Origin of the sequence: Pseudomonas sp. CFBP2511, from assembly GCF_030209255.1 — a bacterium.
Taxonomy (GTDB): domain Bacteria; phylum Pseudomonadota; class Gammaproteobacteria; order Pseudomonadales; family Pseudomonadaceae; genus Aquipseudomonas; species Aquipseudomonas avellanae.
Genome location: NZ_JARVSI010000015.1, coordinates 119,712 through 143,181 on the forward strand (window position 1 = coordinate 119,712; position 23,470 = coordinate 143,181).

The following is a 23,470-nucleotide window of genomic DNA, read 5'->3' on the forward strand; positions in this document are numbered from 1 at the left end:
TCGCGGCGCTTGATCGGAAAGCTGGCAACCAGCCATCAATACTGGGTTTATCAGGGGGACTTCAGCAAGGAGTGTATTGGAACCCCTGAAATATTTACTCCCTGAGCATCAGACCCGTCTCGGCATTCCAGCCTCCGCCCAGTGCGGCAATCAGTTGAACGCTGGCGATCAAACGGCTTTGCAGCACATTCAGGACCGTGCGCTCGTTGCTCAGCGCGGTGGCCTGCACGTTGACCACGTCCAGATAGCCGATCAACCCGGCCTTGTACTGATTGTTGGTCAGGCGTAGCGAGTCACGCGCCGCAACCAGCGCTTCCTGACGCACAGCGGCCTCCTCTTCGTAGACCTTGAGCTGAATGAGGTAATTCTCGACTTCCTGGAAACCATTGAGCACGGTCTGCCGGTACTGCGCGACTGTCTGGTCGTACAGCGCCTCGGTACGATCGACCTCGGCCGAACGCCTGCCGCCGTCGAACAGGGTCAATGCCAGTTGCGGGCCTACCGACCAGAAACGGTTGGGCAGACTGATCCAGTTGGCGAAGGTGCTGCTGTTGTAGCCGCCGCTCATGCTCAACGTGAAGTCCGGGTAGTACGCCGCCTTGGCAACGCCGATATTGGCATTGGCGCCCATGACCGAGCGCTCTGCAGCGGCGATGTCAGGCCGACGCTCCAGCAATTGCGAAGGCACCCCGGGCGGAATCTGCGGCAGTTGCGGGATCGTGGTGGTGGGCGGCAGATTGAAGTCAGCGGGTGCCACGCCCATCAGTACGGCAATGGCATTCTCGAATTGCGCACGTTGCCAGACCAGATCGATCAGGTCGGCCTGGGTGCTTTTCAGCTGTGTCTGCGCCTGGGCCACCGCATCAGTTCCGGCAATACCGGCGCGGTATTGATTGCGCGTCAGGGTCAGCGAGCGCTGGTAGGCGTCCACGGTGGATTCCAGCAGGCGCTTCTGCTCGTCGATCACTCGCAACTGCATGTAGTTCTGCACCAGTTCCGATTGCAGGCTCAAGCGCATCGCCGCCAGATCCGCCAGGCTTGCCTGAGCATTGGCCGTGTCGGCCTCCAGACCGCGACGCAGCTTGCCCCAGACATCGGCCTCCCAACTGACGCCCAGTTGCGCGTTGTAACTGTTGCGAATACCCGATGCGCTGGTGTTGGACGTACCGCTACTGGAGGTGCCAGCGCCCTGTCCTGACCGGGTCTTGCCGGTGGTCAGGTCCAGTGTCGGAAAGAATGCGCCTCGGGAGCTGCGCACCAGTGCCTGGGCCTGTCGGTACTGCGCGTCGTATTGAGCGACCGTCTGGTTGGAGGTATTGAGCCGTGCGACCAGCGTATTCAACTGGGCGTCGCCATACACCTCCCACCATGCGCCCTTGGCCATCGCGTCGCTCGGCGTCGCTGCGCGCCAGCCCGCAGCGGCCTTGAACTGTGCAGGCGCGGCCGATGAGGGCTTCTGGTAATCCGGCCCGACCGCACAAGCACTGAGCAGAGCGATACAGAGCCCCAGCCCGAGCGGACGAAGCAGCTCCAGCGGGCGGGATGTGAAGGCCAGGCGTCGGGTCATAACGAAGTTTCCAGAGCAGCATCGGTACGCACGCCGCGCCATTTGTTGAAACGATGGCGCAGGCGGTCGAGATAAAGGTAGACCACCGGGGTGGTGTAAAGGGTCAGGACCTGGCTGAAAATCAGGCCGCCGATGATGGTCAGGCCCAATGGCTTGCGCATCTCGGCACCTTCGGCAGTGCTTAGCAGCAGCGGCAAGGCGCCGAGGATCGCCGCCATGGTGGTCATCAGAATAGGCCGCAGGCGTTGCAGGCACGCGCTGCGGATCGACTCCTCGGGCGTCATGCCCTGCTCGCGCTCCAGGTGCAGAGCCAGGTCGATCATCATGATCGCGTTCTTCTTCACCACCCCGATCAGCAGGAACAGCCCCAACAGGGAAATCAGGCTGAATTCGCTGCCCAGCACATAGATCGTCAGCAATGCCCCGACACCTGCCGAGGGCAAGGTCGACAGAATCGTCAGCGGGTGAATGTAACTCTCATAGAGAATCCCCAGCACCAGATAAACCGCCAGCAGCGAGCCGAGAATCATCCACGGCTGGCCTTTTTGGGTCGATGCGAAAGCATTGGCCGTCCCGGCCATCTTGGAAATGATGTCGGATGGCAGGCCGATGGCGGCAATCGCACGTTCGATGGCGACCGTTGCCTTGTCGAGGCTGGCACCCTCGGCCAGATCGAACGAGATGTTTTCAGCCGCGAACTGGCCGTCATGCGACACCCGGTCGTTCGCCAGACTGCGCTCATAATGCGCGATGCTCGACAGCGGTACACGCTGGCCGTCGGCGGTAATCACCTGGACCTGCTCCAGCGTGACCGGGTCCTGAGCATATTTCGGGTTGACCTCCATCACCACCTTGTACTGGTTCAGGCTGTCGTAGATGGTCGAAACCTGACGCTGGCTATAGGCATTGTTGAGCACCGCCGTGACCATGTTCATATCGATGCCCAGGCGCTTGGCCGTGTCGCGGTTGACCACCAGTGTCACTTGCTGCGCGCCGCGCCCTTCCCGCGCATCAATGGCGGTCAGTTCCGGGATCGACTTGAGCGCCGCGACAATCTTCGGATACCACAAGCGCAGGCTGGTCAGGTCAGCGCTCTGCACGATGTACTGATACTGCGAGCTGGTCTGCTCGCGGCCTCCGCCCAGTTGCAGGTCCTGATCCGGGGCAAGAAACAGCCTGCCTCCCGGCACTTGCGGCATGTTCTTGCGCAGGCGCTCGACCACTTTTTCCGCGGACAGCTTGCGCTCGGCAATCGGCTTGAGGCGCACGATCATGAAGGCGTTGTTGGTGCCACCGCTGCCGCCGATAAAGCCTGCGACGCTTTCCACGGCGGGGTCTGCCAGCACCGAACGGCGAAAGATCTCCATTTTCGGCTGCATCACCGAGAACGACAGGCCGTCGTCACCGCGCACAAAACCCATCAGTTGCCCGGTGTCCTGCTGCGGCAGAAAAGTCTTGGGCACCACCACGTACAGCGCGACATTGACGATGACAGTCACCAGCAGGCTCAGCACCGTCAACCGCCGGTGCCGCAGGACCCAGCCCAGCGAACGATCATAGGCGGCAACCATACGGTCGTTGACCCGCTCGCTCCAGCGCTGAAAGGCATTGTCCTTCTCGGCATCGTGGGGCTTGAGCCAGCGCGCGCACAACATCGGAGTGAGGGTCAGGGAGACGATCAGCGAGACAACAATAGACACCGACAAGGTGATGGAAAACTCGCGAAACAGACTTTCTACCAGACCGCCCATGAACAGGATGGAAATGAACACCGCCACCAGCGAGACGTTCATCGACAGCAAGGTAAAGCCTACCTCTTTGGCGCCCAGAAACGCCGCCTTCATGGGGTCGAGGCCGTTGTGGATGTGCCGGGAGATATTTTCCAGCACTACGATGGCGTCGTCCACCACCAGCCCGGTGGCGAGGATCAGTGCCATCAGCGACAGGTTGTTTAGGGAAAAACCGAACAGGTGCATGATCGCAAACGTGCCGACCAGCGATACCGGCACCGCCAGGGTGGGGATCAGCGAGGCACGGAAGCTGCCGAGAAACAGGAACACCACCATCACCACCAGAACCACGGCAATCAACAGGGTCATTTCGGCTTCGTGCAGGGTCGCCTTGATCACCGGCGAACGATCCATCGCAATATTCAGACTCACGCTGGCCGGCAGCACTGCACGCAGCGCCGGCAACTGCGCCTTGATCTGCGCCACGGTTTCGATGATGTTGGCACCGGCCTGACGGTTGACGACCAGCAGCACCGCGCGGTCATTGTTGTAAAAACCGCTGTTGTAGCGGTCTTCCACCGCATCGCTGACCTTGGCGACATCCTTGAGACGCAACGTTGCGCCGTCCTGATAGCGGATAATCAACGGCGCGTAATCCTTGGCGCTTTCCAACTGATCGTTGGCCTGAACCTGCCAGTTATGCTGGTCGTCCTCGACGAAGCCCTTGGGCCGTCGCACGTTGGCATTGGTGATCGCGGTACGTACGTCGTCAAGCGACACGCCGTACTGGGACAGCATCTGTGGCTCGAGTTCGATACGCACCGCGGGCAGCGAGCTGCCGCCGATCTGCACTTCGCCGACCCCGGAAACCTGTGACAGGCTCTGCGACAGAATGGTGGAGGCCAAATCGTAAAGCTGGCCCTTTTCAAGCACGGTCGACGTCATCGACAGGACCATGATCGGTGCCTGGGACGGGTTGACCTTCTTATAGGTCGGCATGCTGCGCATGCCGCTGGGCAGCAGGTTGCGTGACGCATTGATGGCCGCCTGCACTTCCCGTGCCGCGCCATTGATGTCGCGGTTCAGATCGAACTGCAGAATGATCCGCGTGCTGCCCTGGCTCGAATTGCTGGTCATGGTGTTGACCCCGGCAATGCTGCCCAACGAACGTTCCAGCGGCGTCGCCACGGTAGACGCCATAACCTCCGGGCTGGCCCCGGCCAGGCTTGCCGACACCACGATGACCGGGAAATCCATGTTCGGCAGAGGCGCGACAGGCAGCAAGCGAAAGCTGACCGCGCCCAGCAGCATGATCGCCAGGCTCAGCAGGACGGTGGCGACCGGACGACGGATAAAGGGCGCAGAGAGGTTCATGCGTCAACCCGTTCGATGCGATCCGGGGCAGCCGGCTTGCGGCTCCAGCGCCTGCCCAGACGATCGAAGTACAGGTAAATGACCGGCGTGGTAAACAGCGTCAGCACTTGGCTCAGCAACAGACCGCCGACCATCACCAGTCCCAACGGCTGACGCAATTCGGCACCGGAGCCGCTCGCCAGCATCAGCGGAAAAGCACCGAACAACGCGGCCAGTGTGGTCATCAGGATCGGCCGGAAGCGCAGCAGCGCCGCTTCATAGATGGCCGTTTCCGGCGCGACGCCGCGGTTTCGTTCGGCGTCCAGGGCGAAGTCGATCATCATGATGGCGTTTTTCTTGACGATGCCGATCAGCAGAATGATGCCGATGATCGCGATCATGCCCAGATCGTTGCCGCTGATCAGCAACGCCAGCAAGGCACCGACAGCCGCCGACGGCAGTGTCGAGAGGATGGTGATCGGGTGAATGTAACTCTCATAGAGCACGCCCAGCACGATGTACATGGTCACCACTGCCGCCAGAATCAGCAGCAGCGTGCTGGACAACGACGCCTGAAACGCTTCGGCAGCGCCCTGAAATTGCGTCTGCACGCCAATCGGCATGCCAATCTCCTGCTGGACCTGCTCGATCACCTGCACGGCCTTGCCCAAAGCGACACCGGGCGCCAGGTTGAACGACATCATGACCGCCGGAAACTGCCCCAGGTGAGTAATGGCCAACTGTGCCTGACGCTGCTCGATGCGCGCCAGACTTGACAGTTTCACCTGCGCGCCATCGGTGGTCTTGACGTGGATCTGCTCCAGCGCCGCCGGGCCCAGGTCGCTGCCGGACGCAGCCTGCAACACCACCCGGTACTGGCTGGCCTGGGTGTAGATGGTGGAAATCTGCCGCTGCCCGAAGGCGTCATACAGAGCATCGGTGATATTGGCCACCGTGACGCCGACCCGACTGGCCGCATCGCGATCGATGTTCAGGTACACCTGCAGCCCCTTGTCCTGCAGGTCGCTGGCCACATCGGTCAGTTCAGCCCGCTTGCCGAGCGCGTCTACCAGTTTTTCGCTCCAAAGCGTCAACAGCTCGGCGTCGGGCGATGACATGCTGAACTGGTACTGGGTACGGCTGACCCGGTCTTCGATGGTCAGGTCCTGCACCGGCTGCATGAACAGGCGGATGTCCGAAAGCCTGTCGACCTCCGGTTGCAGGCGCTGGATGACTTCGGTCGCGGTCAGGTCGCGTTCACGGTGCGGTTTGAGATTGATCAGCAGGCGACCACTGTTGAGCGTTGCGTTGTCGCCATCGACACCAATATAGGACGACAGGCTGACCACCGCCGGGTCCTTGAGAATAATGTCGGCGAGTGCCTGTTGACGCTGGCTCATGGCGGCGAACGAAACCGACTGCGGTGCTTCGGAAATACCCTGAATCACTCCCGTGTCCTGCACCGGAAAGAAGCCCTTGGGCACCGCGATATACAGCAGCACGGTCAACGCCAGCGTCGCCAGCGCGACCAGCAGGGTCAAAGGCTGATGCTTGAGTACCCAGCGCAACCGGCCCGCATAAATATCGATCAGCCAGTCGATCCACGCACCACTGGCCCGGTAGAAACGGCTCTGGTCTTCCTCTTTCGGCTCTCGTTTGAGCAGGCGCGCGCACATCATCGGGGTCAGGGTCAGCGATACCACCAGCGAGATAAGGATGGCGACCGCCAGGGTGATCGCGAACTCGCGGAACAGACGCCCCACCACGTCGGCCATGAACAGCAGCGGGATCAGCACCGCAATCAGCGACAGGGTCAGGGAGATCAGCGTGAAACCGATCTGTTTTGCGCCCTTGAGCGCGGCCTGCATGGGGGTTTCGCCCTCTTCGATATGCCGGGAGATGTTTTCCAGCATCACGATGGCGTCGTCGACAACGAAACCGGTGGCGATGGTCAATGCCATCAAGGTCAGGTTGTTGATCGAGAAACCGGCCAGGTACATGACCCCGAACGTGCCCACCAGTGACAGCGGTACCGCGATCGAGGGGATGATTGTGGCGCTGAACCGCCGCAGAAACAGGAACGTGACCAGTACCACCAGCACGATGGCAATCAGCAGTTCGTGCTGAACATCGGTGACAGACGCCCGAATGGTCTGCGTGCGGTCAGTCAGCACCACCACATCGAGCCCGGCCGGGAGGTTGTCGGTGATACCCGGCAACAAGGCCTTGATGCGGTCGACCACGTCAATCACATTGGCACCCGGCTGACGCTGAATGTTCAGCAACACCGCCTGATTGCGATTGGCCCAGGCTGCCAGACGCTCGTTTTCGGCACCGTCAACGATTTCGGCCACGTCTTTCAGGCGCAACGGCGCGCCATCCTTGTAGGCCAGAATCAGGTTGGCGTATTCCTCTGGAGAGCGCAGCTGATCGTTGGCATCCAGCATCGAAACACGGGTCGGGCCGTCAAAATTGCCCTTGGGCTGATTGACGTTGGAGGCGCTGATAAGGGTGCGCACATCCGCCAGGTTGAGGCTGTTGGCAGCCAGCGCCTCTGGATTGACCTTGATCCTCACCGCCTGACGCTGTCCGCCCGCAATACTGACCATGCCGACGCCGCTGATTTGCGAGATCTTCTGCGCCATGCGCGTATCGACCAGATCATTGAGCCTGGGCAGCAACATGGTTTTCGAGGTAATGGCGAGCGTCAGCACCGGCGTGTCGGCCGGGTTGACCTTGTTGTACACCGGCGGCGCAGGGAGGTCGGTCGGCAGCAGGTTGTTGGCGGCGTTGATCGCCGCCTGCACTTGCTGCTCGGCGACGTCCATATTGATTTCGAGGCTGAAACGCAGGGTAATGACCGACGCGCCGCCGGAGCTGGTGGAGGCCATCTGGGTCAGCCCGGGCATCTGCCCGAACTGGCGCTCAAGCGGCGCAGTCACCGAGCTGGTCATCACTTGCGGGCTGGCGCCAGGGTACAGCGTCATCACGCGGATGGTCGGGTAATCGACCTGAGGCAGGGCCGACACCGGCAGCAGGGTGTATGCGATCAGCCCCGCCAGCACGATCGCCAGCATGCTCAGCGTGGTGGCGACCGGACGCAGGATGAACAGGCGCGACATGTTCATACGTTTGGTTTTTCCACCTTGCCAAGTACGGCCGACTTTTCTGACTTGCTGTCAGGTTTGCCCTGCAACTTCTGCCCCGGACCTGCCGGTACGTCCTTGCTGTCGTTGACGACCTCGACTTCGGCACCATCACGAAGACGATCAGTGCCCTCAAGCACGACCCGCTCACCGGCAGCCAGGCCTTCGGTGATCACCGTAGACGTCTCGTCGCTCGGGCCTGTTTTCAGCAGTTTGAGTTTGACCTTCTTGTCGCCGTCCAGCACATAGACAAAGGTGCCGTCAGTGCCGAACTGCACAGCGGCAGTCGGGACCAGAATCGCCTGTTTCAGGGTATCGGCGCGCAGACGCACATTGACGAACTGGTTGGGGAACAGAATTTCGTCGTTGTTCTCGAAACGGGCCTTGAATTTCAGTGTGCCGGTGGCCACGTCGATCTGGTTGTCTAGGCTGGCAAGAACGCCGGTCGCCTGCATTTTCGTGTCGCCACGGTCCCAGGCTTCGACGGGTAGCTTGTCACCGGTGCGATAGCGGGAAATAACCGCCGACAGGTCTTTTTCCGGCAGCGTGAAAGCAACCGAGATTGGTTGGGTCTGAGTAATCACCACCAGCGCAGTGGTGTCATTGGCGGCAACCAGATTACCGACGTCCAGTTGCTTGAGGCCCACGCGACCGGCAATAGGCGCTCGGATCCGCGTGAAGTCCAGGCTCAGTTTCGCGTCAGCCACGGCGGCCTGATTGGTCTTGATGGTGCCCTGATACTGGCTCACCAGCGACTCGGCGGTGTCCAGCGTCTGTTTGGCGATACTGTCTTCAGCAAACAGACCGCGATAACGCTGCACATCGAGCTGGGCATTCTTGAGCAGCGCCTGATTGGTTGCCAGCGTGCCCTCGGCCTGCTGCAAGGCGACCTGATAGCTGCGCGGATCGATTTCCGCCAACAGATCACCGGCCTTGACCTTCTGGCCTTCCTGGAAGTAAAGCTTGACCAGCTCACCCGCCACCCGGCTGCGCACATTGATGGTATTGGTCGCCGTGACCGTGCCGAGCGCCTTGTAAAAAATAGGAAATTCGCCTTCTGTGGCCGGGGCAACACGCACCGGAACGGCGATAGCCGACGCACCAAAGCCCGGCCGGCCCATGCCACTGGCGCCCGCCCGCTTGCTCTCGGCCCCTTTGTCGAGCGTGGACGCAGGCCATAACCACCAACACAGGGCGACAATGACCAACAGGATCAACACACTGATCAACCAGCGACGGGATTTACGGGAGCCAGACGATTGCATGAATAAATCAACCATTACAGGTGGGGCTTCATTAAGAAGGCTGAACAATAAGCACAGATGTGTGACAAGCAAAGCGCCTTTACCAAGCGCTTACTTTCGATAACCGTATGAAGCACAAATAAAAAACGGCCTGAACAGATTCAGACCGTCGAAGTAGTGCAGAACGTTACTTCAGTACAGCCAGTGCAGCGTCGTAATTTGGCTCTTCGGCAATTTCCGATACCAGTTCGCTGTGCAGCACAGTGTCGTTTTCGTCCAGCACAACCACTGCGCGAGCGGTCAGGCCCTTCAACGGACCGTCGGCAATGGCAACGCCGTAATGCTCGCTGAAATCAGCACTGCGGAACGAAGACAGGTTCTTGACGTTTTCCAGACCTTCGGAGCCGCAGAAGCGTGCCTGGGCGAACGGCAGGTCGGCGGAGATGCACAGCACAACGGCGTTGTTCAGCTCGTTGGCCTGGGCGTTGAACTTACGTACCGATGTTGCGCAGGTCGGAGTATCGACGCTCGGGAAGATGTTCAGCACCTTGCGCTTGCCAGCGAAGTCAGCCAGGGTCTTGTCAGCAAGACCTTCGCCCACCAGCGTGAAGGCCGCTGCCTTGCTGCCGACTTCAGGCAGGGTGCCATTGACTTGAACGGGGCCGCCTTTAAGGGTCACTTGAGCCATGAAACACGTTCCTTCTTGAAATGAATATAAAGAGCCGGAAGTTAACCACGAAAGCGTGCCGCGGCCTATATCGGATAATTCCGAATTTGTTCAGGAAACCAGTCTGTCCCGGATATCCGGGTGGTCACACAATTCCACCAGCCAATCGACGAACACCCTGACCCGTCGTGACAACTGCCTGTGCGGCGGATAAAGCGCCTTCAGCGCCAACGGCGGTGGGCGGTGCCTGCGCAGCACCTCGACCAGCGTGCCGCTGCGCAATTGCCCGGCAATGTGGTAGCGCGGCACTTGTATCAGGCCGAAGCCGGCCTCGCAGGCAGCCACATAGCCATCGGCGCTGTTGACCGAGATCGAACAGGCCAGGCCGTGATCAGGCGCCCCGCCTTCACCCACAAACTCCAGACCATAGCGTTTGCTGGTACTGGCCGAAAAATATTCGATGACCTGATGGTGCGCAAGATCCTCCAGTTGCAGCGGCGTACCGTGCTGTTGCAGGTACTCGCGACTGGCGCAGGTGATCTGGGTCAGGCTGCCCAACGGTCTGGCGACCAGCGCCTCGTCCAGTGCAGCACCCGCGCGCAGCACGCAGTCCACGCCCTCGCGGATCAGATCGACCGGCCTGTCACTCATGCCGATTTCCAGCCGCACCTGCGGGTAACGCCGGGCAAACTCAGGCAACGCCGGAATGACCACCATGCGCCCCAGACTGACAGGCAGGTCGACGCGCAGCAAACCCTTGGGCTCGGCACCGGTCGATGAAAATGCAGCCTCGGCGTCATCCAGATCAGCCAGCAGGCTCACGCAACGCAAGTAATACGCCTTGCCGTCGGGTGTGGTGCTGACCTGACGCGTGGTGCGCTGCAAAAGCTGGACGCCCAGATGAGCTTCGAGCTGCTTGATCAGAATGGTCACTGAGGCACGCGGCATATGCAGGCTGTCGGCAGCCTTGGCAAAGCCGCCCAGCTCGACGATACGGGTGAACACGCGCATGGCGTTGAATCGATCCATGATTACCGGCAGCCTGAATAGAGAGAGCGTGTGAGAAGTCACACTGTTTTAACAGGTTAAACCGGTTGAAAACAGGCCGGTGCCATCACAGCAGCTGGCCCGTGTTCAGAAGTCTCTTTTATAGAAAATATCCAGCGAACTGGCAACCCCGCTGGCCGCCTCAAGGTATACGCGTTTGCTCAGCAGGTAACGCAGCGCGATGGTATTGGCCGGCTCGAACACACCCACCCCATAGCGCAGGCTGAGTTTTTCGGTAATTTTGCCGCTGGCCACCACATTGGTCTTGTCGCCGGTTCCCGAGGTGTCCAGCTCGAAGTCCTTGATGCCGAGGTTATCGGCCAACTTGCCGGTGGTCGATGAACTTCCTGCCACACCCAGCGCCAGCGCAGCCTGGGCGACCATGTTGTTGTCTTCACCGGAAGTGCTCAACGGCCTGCCCATGACCAGATAGGACAGTGCCTGCTCCTGGCTCATGGCCGGCTCGGAAAACACTTCGGTGGTGGGCTGCTCGGCACTGCCGGTCAGTCGGATACCGGCAATCACGTCGTCGGTCTGGCGGATGGCCTCGATGTCCAGATAAGGCTGGTCCACGGGGCCGGCGAACAGCAGGCGCGCCTTGCGAATCGTCAGCCGTTGCCCGTAGGCACGGTAACGGCCGTCATTGAGGTTCAGTTCGCCACGGGTATCCAGATTGTCGCCAATGTGCACGCGGCCAACCAGATTGGCGGTCAGCCCGAAGCCGCTGAAGCTGAGTTTTTCCTGGCCAACTTCCACGTTGATGTCCATGGCCACGGCCAGCGGTGGCGCCCCCTCCTCGGTCTGCTGCCCGACAATCACCGTGTCGCCCGACAGTTTGACCGTCGATGGCGGCAGCTCACGCACGGTGATCGCGCCCTTGGGCACCAGCACCTTGCCGGAGATGGCCAGCCGCTCGCCCTGCATGGAAATCTTCAGGTCAGGCGCTGCCTCTACCGCCGCGTAGGGTTCGACATTGATCGGCAGGCGTGAACCCTTGAGGCTCACATCGACCAGCAGGCTCTGACCCCAGGCAACCTGACCGCCGATGCTGCCCTGTCCGGTACTGCCGCTTTTCCAGCCGCCGTTGATCTGCACGCTTTCGCCAGCAATCAATGCCTGGACCTTGAGGTCGTGCAGCTCCATCGGCAATTCGGCACCCGCCACTTCACCGCCCTCCAGGGTCACGCTGCCATTGACCAGCGGTGCCAGCAAACTGCCCGACAGCCGACCATTGCCGTTCAAGCGCCCGCTTAGCTTTTGCACCATTGGCGCAAACGGCCGTGCAACAGAGATGTCCAGACCGGACAGATTGAAGTCGCCCGCCAGCGTCTTGTTCTTGGCCAGCGGGTCGATCTGCGCGTTCAACAGCAGGCGGCCCAGTTTGCCGCCTTCAAAATCCAGGCGCGAGTCGATGCGCTTGGGGGTCAGGGTACTGGCGAGCTTCAAGGTCTGGTAGGGAAAATCCAGCCACTGGTCGTTGTTGCGAACCCGTAATATGCCGCCTCCTGCGTCGATGCTGATCTGGCCGCTGGGGCCTGCCGCCGGTATGTCGAGCTGAACGTTGGCATTCAATGTGCCCTTCCAGGCGAAATCCTTCGGCATCCACTGCGCCAGACTGTCGAGCGGGAAGTTCTTCAATTGATAGCGCAGGCGCGGGTCAGGCATCAGACGCTGATCGCCACCGCACAGGCTGGCCGCCCCGGACAGCCAGCAGTGCGCGCCGAAATTCAGCCTGCCGTCGGCCAGCCGCTCGATTTTTGCCGGCTGTTGCAAGCGCCAGTTCTGCCCGCCGCTCTGCACCGTACCGCTGGCCAGTCGGCCACGCCAGTTGCCTTTGTCCAGCCCGCCGTCCAGAGCGATGGCCAGCTTGAGCAGCGGGCCTTGCAGGTCCAGCTTCACCTGCTGCGCCTTGAGCGTGCCCTGACCATCAACCAGCAAGGTGCCCAGCGCAGTGTCGCCAGCCTGAATGCCGACGCCTTTCACATTGAGGGCCGCACGTTGCGCCTGATCCAGCCGGGCAGTGAGCGCAAGGCTTTGCAGGCGATTGTCCTGTAACGCGAGCTGGCTGCCCTGCAAGGCCAGTTGGCCCTGCGGCGTTTGTAGTGTTCCGGCCAGATCCAGCCGGCCTTTGACCTGCCCCTGCAAACGGGGCCACAACTGGCCAAGCCGCGGCAGATCGAGGTCAAGCTGACCGTTCAAGCGCTGCTGCAGGCTGCCGGTGCCCTGGATACGGTTATCACCCAGGCGAATATTCAGGCTGCTGACAGTCCACTGCTGATCGCGACCGTCGGCCTTGGCTTGCAACACGGCTGGCTGACCCCGCAAACGCCCTTTCAAATCCAGGTCTGCGTTGAGTTCAAGCTGCTCGTTTCTGAACTGGCCCTTGCTGCGCAACGGACCTGCCAGTGTGCCGGGCAGCTCGGCAACCCAGAACGAGGGGTCAAGCGCGCTCAGGTCCAGCGCCGTGTCCCAGCCAATACCGTCAGCGAATTGCAGGTCCAGGTGGCCGCTGGCCTTGCCCTGCCCCGCAACCACTTCCAGCTGCGGCAGATGGATCTCTTGCAGGTTGCCACTGAACGGGCTGACCACTGTGAACGCGCCGGCAGGCCCTTTGAGGCTGGCGTTGAAGTTGCCCAGATAATTGCCGTCAGTGTAGGAAACCTCGCCCTTGAAGGCGTGCAACGCTACTTGAGGTTCGGACGCCACGGGGTACAGACGCTGCCAGGGGAAGTCCAGCCAGTCGATGTTCGCATCGGCGGAAAAACCGTTCTGCCAGTTCAATGTGCCATTGATGGTTAAACGCTGTTGGTCGTCGGCGGCGAGGTCCAGCGCAGCAATGCTTGCCCCGTTGGCATCTACGCGCCCCTGCAACGCAAGGGCTACAGGGCTTTTTTCTGCGGGCAGGCTGGCCGAGCCGTTTATCAGGTAGCCCGAGTCGAGATTGCCCTCGGCGGTCAGCAGCAACTGGTCCAGTTGCAGGGTGTCGGGCAAGGCGGCGCTGGGTTTGAAGTGCTCGGCCGTCAGCTTCAATCGGGCTGGAAGGTGCTCCGTCAGCGGTTGCAGCTCGCCGCTCAATACACCAGGCAGGTAACCGCTGCTGTCAGCCTTCAGTTGCAGGGTCTTGAGCACGTCGCCCTGAATATCCAGGGCCAGCGTCCACGGCTGGCCGTCCTGCGGCGGAAGCTGCACTTGCCCTTTTGCGGTCAGTGGCCAGTCACCCTCGGGCTTCAGCAGGCCATTGAGGTCCAGAATCAGCGCATCGCGTTGCAGATGCGCGCTGTCGATCTGCAAACCTTGGGCAGTCCAGTGCGCCGCCAGCTTGAGGTCGCGCAATTGCTCGGCACCATCAAGTTGCAGGCTGCCCAGCTGTACATCGTCCAGTTGCAGCGCGAGCGGCAGCCTGAGCGCGGGCAAATTGACAGGGCCTTCGTCGCTCGGCGCACCGCTTGGAGGGAAGCGTAACAGCACCTGTCCGGCGTGCAAGCGGTCGATGCACAGGGTCATTTTCAGCAGGCAGGCTGGCGTCCAGGCAAAGTCGACAGCTTGCACCTCGACACGGTCTTGGCCCTGCTGCCACACCAACCGCTCAGCGCTCCACTGCCCGCCCAGTCGGCCATGGAAGTTTTCCAGTTGCAGGCCGGGCACACTCGCCAGCGCCCAGCGGCTGCCGGCCTGAGTGCCGAGCAGCAGTGAAGCACTGACGATCACCAGCAGCAGTAATGCGATCAGGCTCACCCCGGCAATTTTCGCGGTGCGCTTGATGTTCATCCTGTTCACAGTTCCGGCCCCATCGAGAAGTGCAGGCGAATGCCGCCATCATCGTCCAGCGCATGGGCCAGATCGAGACGCAGCGGGCCTACCGGTGATACCCAGCGCACGCCGAAACCGACCCCTGTCTTAAGGTCCGGTTTGTCCAGAGTGTTGAACGAGTTGCCTTGATCGACAAACGTCGCCAGTCGCCACTTTTCGGCAATCGAATACTGGTACTCGACGCTCCCGGCAAACATGTAACGCCCGCCAATGCGGTCGCCATCGGAATTGGTCGGTGAAAGCTTCTGGTAGTCATAACCGCGCACGCTCTGATCGCCACCGGCAAAAAATCGCAATGACGGTGGAATCGAAGTGTAACCGTCTGTGAGGTTGCCGCCGAACTGCACACGGCCAAGAAAGCGGTGGTTCTGGGCGACGGTCGTCAAGCCTTTGAGCAACACATTGGCATGCACCAGGTTGGCGTCCGACAACATGCCCTCTTTGGCTACTTGCGTGTCAAATTGCAGACGGTAGCCCTGATGCGGGTCGATACGATTGTCACTGCGCAGGTATGAGTAGCTGATGCCCGGCATCAATAACGTGCTCAGGCCCTCGTCGTCACCCAGGCGGTACTCTTCACGCTGCCATTTCAGGGAAATGACCCGTTCCCAGCCGCTGGGCAGCTTGCTGTGCCATTCGGGGCCTGCGGTGAGCAGTTTGCTGAGGCTGTCGGTGCCGGCAATCTCTTCATATTGATAACCGCCTGCGTAACGCAGCTTATCGGTCAACGGAGGATCGAGCGGCACGTCGTACCACAACCCGACGTTTTGCCGTGGCGCGGAAATCTCCGATTCGAAGCCATAGCTGTGGCCTTGCGGATTGGCCCAGTGCCGGGTCCAGTTGGCCTTGCCGCGCGGCCCGACGTCGGTGGAATACCCAAGGCCGAGCCCCATGGTGCGGGGCTTGCGGGTTTCCAGCTGGACCGTCACCGGAATGACCTGATTCTCGGCGGCAGTCGGTGCAGCGTCCACCCGCACGCCTTCAAAATAGCCGCTGGCCTGCATGGCCTGAGTCAGTTCGGCGATCATCTGTGAGTCGTAAGGGGTATTTTCCTTGAACGGCACCATGCGCTTGAGCAGGTCTTCATCGAACGGTGTATTACCGCTGAACATGACTTTGCCCAGTGAATAGCGCGGACCGCTGTCATACACCAGCTCGATGTCGGCAACCCCGGCTCGCGGGTCGATAGCCAGACGCTGGCGGGTGAAACGACCGCTGAAAAAGCCATAGCGAGACGCCTGATTCTGGATCAGGCGCTTGGCGTCCTCGTAGTTGCCATGGTTGAGCACCGCACCGGTCTTCAGCGCATCACTTTTCGGCACCTTGAACGCCTGGAGCGCCGCCGCCGGGCCATCGACGCGGATCAGCACATTGCGCAGGTGAATGGGCTCACCCGGCTGAATATTGATGATCAGGCGCGGGTCTTCACCGTCCTTGATCTCGCTATCGATCTGCGCCTGATAGTAGCCAAGCGCCTGAGCGGCTTTCTCGGCCTGCTGCTCAGCACCCAGACTGAAATTGCGCAGCGCCTTGGCATCACGATCGCCGAGATCGCCCACATACCCTTCGACGTTGGTCTTGAGGTCCGGGTTGGCGGGCTTGATCCTGACGTCAAGGCGGGCCTGGGCAAGCGCTGCGGCACTGACGGTCATCAGAAACAGGCTGCTGAATAGTCTGAAAAGCTTCATGGGCGTAGATGCTAACACGATCGACGGGCCGCACTGGAAGCCCACGAATGGTCGGAGATTCAAACCGTTACGTCAGGTACCGGCAGTGAAACCTGAGGGTTTGGGTGAAAAAATACGTGCTCTCGGACGGGTCCTACTGCTATCTCCCCGATTTCCTCATAGCCCTGTCGTTTATAGAACTCGAGATAACGAGGATTCCCGGTGTCAACGACGATACCCTGCGAGTTTTCGTCCACGGCGCACCAGTCGTGCAGCGCTGCAAGCAATTGCTCGCTCAGGTCCTGACCCATCTTCTGGCCCTGAAACTCCGGATCCAGCCCGATGAGCGGCAGCACATGGACGGTTTCGGAAGGCAGGCATGCCAGCACTGCGTTGTAATAGGCCAGATACCGCTGAGTGCAGCCCAGGCCGGTGTCCATCACCATGCGCAGGCGCCAGGCCCAGCTCTCGGTGACGCCAAGACGACGCAGTGGCGGCGCGATCAGCGCGACACCCACCAGACGATCTTCCAGAAACAGGCCCAGGGCAGGCTGGCTCTGCAGAAAGTGTTGTTTGACCAGTTGGCGAATGGTCGCCAGTACACGTTGCTCGTATCCTTCTCGTTCGGCATTGAACAGATACGCGAACGTCGGGTCGTGCCGATAGGCCCTGAACAGCAAGGCACGGGTCTCACGGGAGTAACCACTGTCGAGTTGGCGGATTTCACCCGCGATTGCAGCAGGTAGGGACATAAAGGGCCTCGTGTTAACGGAATGCGTCTGGCGCAGCGGTTTTTGCAAGCAGGCTTTCGAGTGATGGCCATTGATAACAGTTCCAATAAATTGTCCGACCATCCGTTTGGCACGCACCTGACGCAAGGCTGGTCCTCAACCGGCAGGTCGGCTAGCATCGCCGTTTGTTTTTGCTCAGGACTGCTGTTTTATGAAAATCGTCTCGTTCAACATCAATGGTCTGCGCGCTCGACCGCATCAGTTGGCGGCGCTGATCGACAAACACCAGCCTGACGTGATCGGCCTGCAGGAAACCAAGGTCTCGGACGAGCAATTCCCTCTCGCGGACGTCGAAGCGCTAGGCTATCACGTGCACTTTCACGGTCAGAAAGGCCATTACGGCGTCGCTCTGCTGTCGCGCAATCCACCACTGGCCCTGCACAAGGGTTTTGAGAGTGACGACGAGGAATCCCAGAAGCGCTTCATCTGGGGCACCTACGCTGACAGCAATGGCCAGCCGGTGACCATCATGAACGGCTATTTTCCGCAGGGCGAAAGCCGCGACCATCCGACCAAGTTTCCGGCCAAACAACGTTTCTATGAGAACCTCCAGGCGCTGTTGGAAGGCCAATTCAGTAATGAGCAGCCGCTGATTGTCATGGGCGACGTGAACATCTCCCCCCAGGATTGCGATATCGGTATTGGTGCCGACAATGCCAAGCGGTGGCTGAAAACCGGCAAATGCAGCTTCCTGCCCGAAGAGCGCGAGTGGATGGAACGTCTGAAGAACTGGGGGCTGGTGGACAGCTTCCGTTATCTGTATCCAGAGGTCAGCGACCGCTTTAGCTGGTTCGACTATCGCAGCCGCGGCTTTGAGGATGAACCCAAGCGCGGCCTGCGCATCGACCTGATCATGACCTCCACCGGTCTGCAGCCGCGAATCAAGGCCGCCGGCGTAGACTACGATTTGCGCGGCATGGAAAAACCCTCGGACCATGCGCCGATCTGGCTTGAACTGAGCTGACCCGAGCTACCGTTGCGCGCCTCGTTTGCATTGCGTGCAAAGACGCGCGCAACGGTCGAGCAACCGTCATATTCCGGCAATCTTTCTGACTTATTCTCCCGTCACCCTTCCGTGATTCATGGTGACGCTGATGCTGCGCGCTCTGCTAACGGCGCTGATCCTGTCGAGCGCCACCCTGCCCCTCGCCGTTCTGGCGGCCCTGCCAACGCCTGCTGGCGATGGGCCTGCCTTGCGCATTCAGGGCTCCAATACCATCAATGCTCAGTTGGGGCCGGCGCTGGTTGAAGGGCTGATGCGCCAGCAAGGCTTGCAAGCGGTGCAGACCGTTGCCGGCAACGTGACCAATGAACAACGCGTCGTCGGCACCAGCGCGACAGGCCAGTTGGTCAGCGTCGAGGTCGCCGCCCATGGCTCAGGCACCGGTTTCGCGGCCCTTAAAGCCGGTAACGCGGACATTGCCGCCTCCTCCCGACCGATCAAGGACCAGGAAGCCAGGGAACTAAGCAGTTTCGGCGACCTGAAAAGCGCTGTTGGCGAGCAAGTCATTGCTATCGATGGCGTTGCCGTGATCCTGCATCCGGGCAACCCGCTGCGGCAATTGGACACGCTGCAACTGGCGCGCATTTTCAGCGGCGAAATCAAGGACTGGAGCGAACTGGGCGGCAATCCGGGGGCGATTCATATTTATGCGCGCGATGAAAAGTCCGGCACCTACGAAACCTTCAAGGAACTGGTGCTTGCCAAATACGGCAAGAACCTCTCCGCCACAGCGCTGCGTTTCGAGTCCGGCGAGCAACTTTCCGACGAGGTCAGCAAAGACCTCAATGGTATCGGTTTCAGTGGCCTGCCATCGGTCAGGCGCGCCAAGGCGGTGGCGATAGCCGACGGTGACTCGCGGCCCATGCTGCCGACCATCAGCCTGATTGCCACCGAGGATTATCCGCTGTCACGCCGTCTGTACCTGTATGTGCCGCCGTCGATTCACCAGCGCTGGGCGCAAGCGCTGGTGCGCTTCACGCAGAGTGCCGAGGGTCAGGCCATTGTGGCGAAGAGCGGGTTTGTCTCGCAGACCGTGCAGGCGCTCAAGGTGCCGCCGACGGCACAGATGCCTGCGGATTATCAGGCGCTGGCGCGCAAGGCCGAGCGCCTCTCGGTCAATTTTCGTTTCGCACAGGGCAGCGCCAGACTGGACAACAAGGCGCAACAGGACCTCAAGCGCGTCGCCGAGTACCTTAAAGCCGGCGGCAAGCTGAACCAGCAAGTGACGCTGGTAGGCTTCGGTGACGCCAAGAGCGATCCGGCACGCGCGGCCCTGCTGTCCCGGCTGCGCGCCATGGCCGTGCGCCGCGAGCTGATAAAAAGCGGCGTGACCTTTCGCGACATCCTTGGCCTGGGCGACGAAATGCCCGTCGCAACCAACGACATCGACGACGGCCGGATCAAGAACCGCCGCGTCGAGGTCTGGGTGCAGTAGTCGAGGTCTGGAGGCAGTAACCGCCGTGCTCAGGACCGGCTGCGAAGCATGTCTGAGGGCAGGTACTTGCCCAGTTCAAACTTGCCGATGGCGGCGCGATGCACCTCATCCGGGCCGTCCGCCAGACGCAGGGTACGCTGCATGGCATACATGTAAGCCAGCGGGAAGTCATTGGAAACCCCGGCCCCGCCATGCATCTGGATCGCCCGGTCGATGACCTTCAGGGCGACGTTGGGCGCTACCACCTTGATCTGTGCGATTTCGCTTTTAGCGACTTTGTTACCGACGGTGTCCATCATGTAGGCCGCTTTCAACGTCAACAATCGGGCCATGTCGATTTCCATGCGCGAGTCCGCGATTTTGTCGATATTGCCGCCCAGACTCGCCAGCGGTTTACCGAACGCAATGCGGTCGATGGAACGCTTGCACATCAGCTCCAGCGCCCGCTCGGCCATGCCGACCGAGCGCATGCAGTGATGGATGCGCCCCGGGCCCAGGCGGCCCTGCGCAATTTCAAAACCTCTGCCTTCACCCAGCAGCACGTTCTCGAACGGTACACGAACGTTGTCGAACAACACTTCGGCGTGGCCGTGCGGCGCGTCGTCGTAGCCGAACACCGGCAGTGGCCGGACGATTTTCACACCCGGCGTGTCGGCCGGCACCAGAATCATCGAGTGCTGCTGATGGCGCGGCCCGTCGGGGTTGGTCAGGCCCATGAAAATCAGGATCTTGCAGCGCGGATCGCACGCACCGGAGGTCCACCACTTGCGGCCGTTGATCACCCATTCGTCGCCCTCACGTTCGGCGCGAGCCGCCATGTTGGTGGCGTCCGATGACGCCACGTCAGGTTCGGTCATGGCAAATGCAGAGCGGATGTCGCCGCGTAGCAGCGGTTCCAGCCAGCGGGTTTTCTGCTCCTCGTTGGCGTAACGGACCAATACCTCCATGTTGCCGGTGTCGGGCGCCGAGCAATTGAACGGTTCCGGCCCGAGCAGCGAACGGCCCATGATCTCCGCCAGCGGCGCGTATTCCAGGTTGGTCAGCCCGGCACCGCGTTCGGACTCGGGCAAAAACAGGTTCCACAGCCCCTCGGCCCTGGCCCGAGTCTTGAGTTCTTCCATGACGGCCGTGGGCTGCCAGCGATCACCTTCGGCCACTTGCTGCTCGAAAACCGCTTCGGCCGGATAAACGTATGCGTCCATGAAAGCGGTGACGCGCTCACGCAGTGCCTGCACCTTCGGGGAATACGCGAAATCCATGGGCCGCTACCTTCTCGATCAGGTTGTCGTAGTCATGAAAGGGATGCTAATGAACCTCAAGCCATTTATCTAATCTATTTTCGGCGTGTATAAACATTCATAACCGATATATGATTCACCCACGCGGCGGTATTCTCAAGCCCGCCGAAAAGCCCATCACAACAACAGCACGAGGCGCTCCATCGATGAACCTGAGCAAGGTCGATCTCAACCTTTTCATTGTCTTCGACGCCATCTACACCGAAGCCAACCTGACCCGCGCCGGGCAGATCGTCGGCATTACCCAGCCCGCCGTGTCCAACGCACTGGCGCGCTTGCGCGAAACCTTCAATGACCCCCTGTTTGTGCGAACCGCACAGGGCATGGTCCCGACACCGATGGCGCAGAATATCATCGGCCCGGTGCGCAACGCCCTGTCGCTGCTCAGGGTGTCGGTGCAGGAAAGCCGGATTTTCAACCCGCTGCAGGCCAACAAGAATTACCGCATCAGCATGACCGACCTGACCGAGGCAGTCATCCTGCCGGTACTCTTCCAGCGCCTGCGACGTCTTGCGCCAGCGGTAACCATCGAGAGCTTCCTGTCCAAACGCCGTGAAACCACCAAGGAGCTGGCTGCCGGCCGCCTCGACTTCGCCGTGGATGCGCCGCTCAACACCGACCCGCAAGTGCGGCACGTCAAGCTGCTGGAAGACCTCTACGTGTGTGCCATGCGCAAGGGCCATCCTCTGGCCAACAAACAGGCGCTGACCCTGGATGATTATCTGGCGCAGGCCCATATTCATATTTCCAGCCGTCGCAGTGGGCTGGGCCTGGTCGACCTGTCGCTGGGCAAGATGGGCATCCAGCGCCGCATCGCCCTGCGCTCGCAGCATTACCTGATGGCAACGCAGGTGCTGCAACAGACCGATATGGTCATGACCATCCCGGAACGCTTCGCCCGGCGCAATGACCTGCATTATGTCTACCTGCCGATCAACGATGTGCCTTCAGTGGAGACTCATCTTTACTGGCACGAAAGCACTGACCAGGACCCAGCCAACCGCTGGATGCGCGAGCAGATCATCGAGCTGTCCCAGCGGGTGATTGCTCGGGAAAACAGTGTAGAAACAGCATGACTTTCAAGCATTAAGCCATTGATATAAATAAATTTAATTAACAAACTTAAATTTGCTTCTAGCCTTGAAAACACGGCTGCCAGAGTGTCGACATGATCCGGATTGCTTGACGCTTACGTAAAGCAAGCTTTAGCTTAGCGGCTTATACCCAGTCGCCGAGCCGCGCCATGAGCAGTCAGACTTACAGCATTTCCGAGCTTGCCCGCGAGCTGGACATCACCACTCGCGCCATTCGCTTTTACGAAGAGCAAGGCATGCTCAGCCCTGAACGCAAGGGGCTGGAACGTATCTACCTGGCCCGCGACAAAGTGACCCTGAAACTGATCCTGCGCGGCAAGCGTATCGGCTTCTCGCTGGCCGAGTGCAAAGAGCTTATTTCACTGTACGACCCCAGCGGCGGCAATCAAAAGCAGCTGCAGACCATGCTCGGCAAGATCGCCGAGCGCCGCGGACAACTGGAGCAGCAGTTGCTCGACATCCAGCAGATGCAACTGGAACTGGACACCGCTGAAGAGCGCTGCCGGGCTGAGCTCGACAAGACCGCTGCCACCTCACACTGATCCATTATCACTGACTACAAGGCCCCTGCCATGCCCCTTGCGCAACAGGTGAATATCGTCGAAGTCGGCCCGCGTGACGGCCTGCAGAATGAGCCGCAGCCCATCAGCATCGAAGACAAGGTGCGATTGGTGGATGAGCTGACGGCTGCGGGCCTCATGCACATTGAGGTCGGCAGTTTTGTCTCGCCCAAATGGGTTCCGCAGATGGCAGGATCCGCCCAGGTGTTCGAGCAGATCCAGCGCCGCGAGGGTGTCATCTACTCGGCCCTGGCTCCCAATCTGCGTGGCTTTGAAGACGCGCTGGCGGCTGGCGTCAGAGAAGTTGCGGTGTTTGCAGCAGCAACCGAAGGGTTCTCGCAGCGCAACCTCAATTGTTCGATCAGCGAAAGTCTGGAGCGCTTCGCGCCGATCATGGCAGCGGCGCGCCTGCATGGTGTGCGGGTCAGGGGCTACGTGTCCTGCGTACTGGGCTGCCCTTACGAAGGCACTGTTGCACCTGAGCAGGTGGCCGCCGTTGCCAATGAACTCTACGCAATGGGCTGCTATGAAATTTCGCTGGGCGACACCATCGGCACCGGCACACCGGGGGCCACCCGGGCGCTGATCAACGCCGTGGCCGCGCAGGTCCCGCGAGGCAAACTGGCTGGGCATTTTCACGACACCTATGGCCAGGCGCTGGTGAACATCTATGCCAGCCTTGAAGAAGGCGTGCAGGTCTTCGACAGCTCTGTTGCGGGCCTCGGCGGCTGCCCTTATGCCAAGGGAGCCAGTGGCAATGTCGCCACCGAAGATGTGCTGTACATGCTGCAAGGCCTGGGCATCGACACAGGCGTGGACCTGGATCAGGTCATCAAGGCCGGTCAGCGCATCTGTAACGTATTACAACGCAGCAACGGGTCGCGAGTGGCCAAGGCTCGGCTGTCAGCGTGACAAACGTCACCGGTCGGTAACAGGGTGCGACAACTTGTCACAGAGTGTTACTCTCCCCCGCAGGTTGTTGAGGCAAGCGGGTAACACGGAAACAATCGACGCCGAAACCAGACGGTTCGGTGCCAGAAAAAACCCGGAAAACCTCG

Annotated in this window: 15 protein-coding genes; 5 read left to right on the top strand and 10 right to left on the bottom strand. The window is 60.6% G+C overall.

Annotated elements, in window-relative coordinates; translation table 11 throughout:
• Nucleotides 1-94: 94 nt before the first annotated feature.
• From QRN38_RS12520 to QRN38_RS12560, 9 genes are all read right to left on the bottom strand, one after another.
• A complete protein-coding gene (locus QRN38_RS12520) occupies nucleotides 95-1,567 on the bottom strand; it encodes an efflux transporter outer membrane subunit (RefSeq protein ID WP_057419344.1) in 1,473 nt (490 codons plus the stop codon).
• On the bottom strand, nucleotides 1,564-4,671 hold the full coding sequence (locus QRN38_RS12525; protein ID WP_057419343.1) for an efflux RND transporter permease subunit: 3,108 nt from the start codon (nucleotides 4,669-4,671) through the stop codon (nucleotides 1,564-1,566). Before QRN38_RS12525 ends, QRN38_RS12520 begins: the two co-directional genes overlap by 4 nt.
• Nucleotides 4,668-7,778, bottom strand: a complete 3,111-nt coding sequence (locus QRN38_RS12530; RefSeq protein WP_057416797.1) for an MdtB/MuxB family multidrug efflux RND transporter permease subunit — start codon at nucleotides 7,776-7,778, stop codon at nucleotides 4,668-4,670. Before QRN38_RS12530 ends, QRN38_RS12525 begins: the two co-directional genes overlap by 4 nt.
• The gene (locus QRN38_RS12535) at nucleotides 7,775-9,076 is read right to left on the bottom strand and encodes an MdtA/MuxA family multidrug efflux RND transporter periplasmic adaptor subunit (RefSeq protein ID WP_005762525.1); all 1,302 of its coding nucleotides are present in this window, start codon (nucleotides 9,074-9,076) and stop codon (nucleotides 7,775-7,777) included. The genes QRN38_RS12530 and QRN38_RS12535 overlap by 4 nt, the downstream gene beginning before the upstream one ends.
• Before the next feature lie 151 nt (nucleotides 9,077-9,227).
• The gene (gene tpx, locus QRN38_RS12540; RefSeq protein ID WP_004396268.1) at nucleotides 9,228-9,728 is read right to left on the bottom strand and encodes a thiol peroxidase; all 501 of its coding nucleotides are present in this window, start codon (nucleotides 9,726-9,728) and stop codon (nucleotides 9,228-9,230) included.
• 90 nt (nucleotides 9,729-9,818) lie between these two features.
• A complete protein-coding gene (locus QRN38_RS12545; protein ID WP_057419342.1) occupies nucleotides 9,819-10,736 on the bottom strand; it encodes a LysR family transcriptional regulator in 918 nt (305 codons plus the stop codon).
• A 105-nt stretch (nucleotides 10,737-10,841) separates the two neighbouring features.
• A complete protein-coding gene (locus QRN38_RS12550; RefSeq protein ID WP_057419341.1) occupies nucleotides 10,842-14,522 on the bottom strand; it encodes a translocation/assembly module TamB domain-containing protein in 3,681 nt (1,226 codons plus the stop codon).
• Nucleotides 14,523-14,527: 5 nt separating this feature from the next.
• The gene (locus tag QRN38_RS12555; protein ID WP_057419340.1) at nucleotides 14,528-16,252 is read right to left on the bottom strand and encodes an autotransporter assembly complex protein TamA; all 1,725 of its coding nucleotides are present in this window, start codon (nucleotides 16,250-16,252) and stop codon (nucleotides 14,528-14,530) included.
• A gap of 59 nt (nucleotides 16,253-16,311) precedes the next feature.
• A complete protein-coding gene (locus tag QRN38_RS12560) occupies nucleotides 16,312-16,983 on the bottom strand; it encodes a GNAT family N-acetyltransferase (protein ID WP_007243991.1) in 672 nt (223 codons plus the stop codon).
• A gap of 190 nt (nucleotides 16,984-17,173) precedes the next feature.
• Here QRN38_RS12560 and xthA point away from each other — a divergent pair, with 190 nt between their 5' ends.
• Nucleotides 17,174-17,986 carry an exodeoxyribonuclease III gene (gene xthA, locus QRN38_RS12565; RefSeq protein ID WP_007243992.1) on the top strand — a complete coding sequence of 271 codons (813 nt, stop codon included), beginning with the start codon at nucleotides 17,174-17,176 and terminating at the stop codon, nucleotides 17,984-17,986.
• A 130-nt stretch (nucleotides 17,987-18,116) separates the two neighbouring features.
• Nucleotides 18,117-19,460: a substrate-binding domain-containing protein gene (locus QRN38_RS12570; protein WP_057419339.1), complete on the top strand. Its 1,344-nt coding sequence runs from the start codon at nucleotides 18,117-18,119 to the stop codon at nucleotides 19,458-19,460.
• Nucleotides 19,461-19,489: 29 nt separating this feature from the next.
• Here the strand turns inward: QRN38_RS12570 and QRN38_RS12575 are convergent, their stop codons facing one another.
• Entirely contained in the window at nucleotides 19,490-20,719 is a 1,230-nt protein-coding gene (locus QRN38_RS12575; protein ID WP_007243994.1) for an acyl-CoA dehydrogenase, read from the bottom strand.
• 185 nt (nucleotides 20,720-20,904) lie between these two features.
• Between QRN38_RS12575 and QRN38_RS12580 the strand changes: the two genes are divergently transcribed.
• The 3 genes from QRN38_RS12580 to QRN38_RS12590 all read left to right on the top strand — a co-directional run bounded on the left by QRN38_RS12580 (nucleotide 20,905) and on the right by QRN38_RS12590 (nucleotide 23,324).
• A complete protein-coding gene (locus tag QRN38_RS12580; protein WP_005762543.1) occupies nucleotides 20,905-21,834 on the top strand; it encodes a LysR family transcriptional regulator in 930 nt (309 codons plus the stop codon).
• Nucleotides 21,835-22,001: 167 nt separating this feature from the next.
• Complete coding sequence (locus QRN38_RS12585; protein ID WP_004396282.1) at nucleotides 22,002-22,394, top strand: MerR family transcriptional regulator; 393 nt, start codon at nucleotides 22,002-22,004, stop codon at nucleotides 22,392-22,394.
• A 30-nt stretch (nucleotides 22,395-22,424) separates the two neighbouring features.
• Entirely contained in the window at nucleotides 22,425-23,324 is a 900-nt protein-coding gene (locus tag QRN38_RS12590; protein WP_011104166.1) for a hydroxymethylglutaryl-CoA lyase, read from the top strand.
• Nucleotides 23,325-23,470 lie beyond the last annotated feature (146 nt).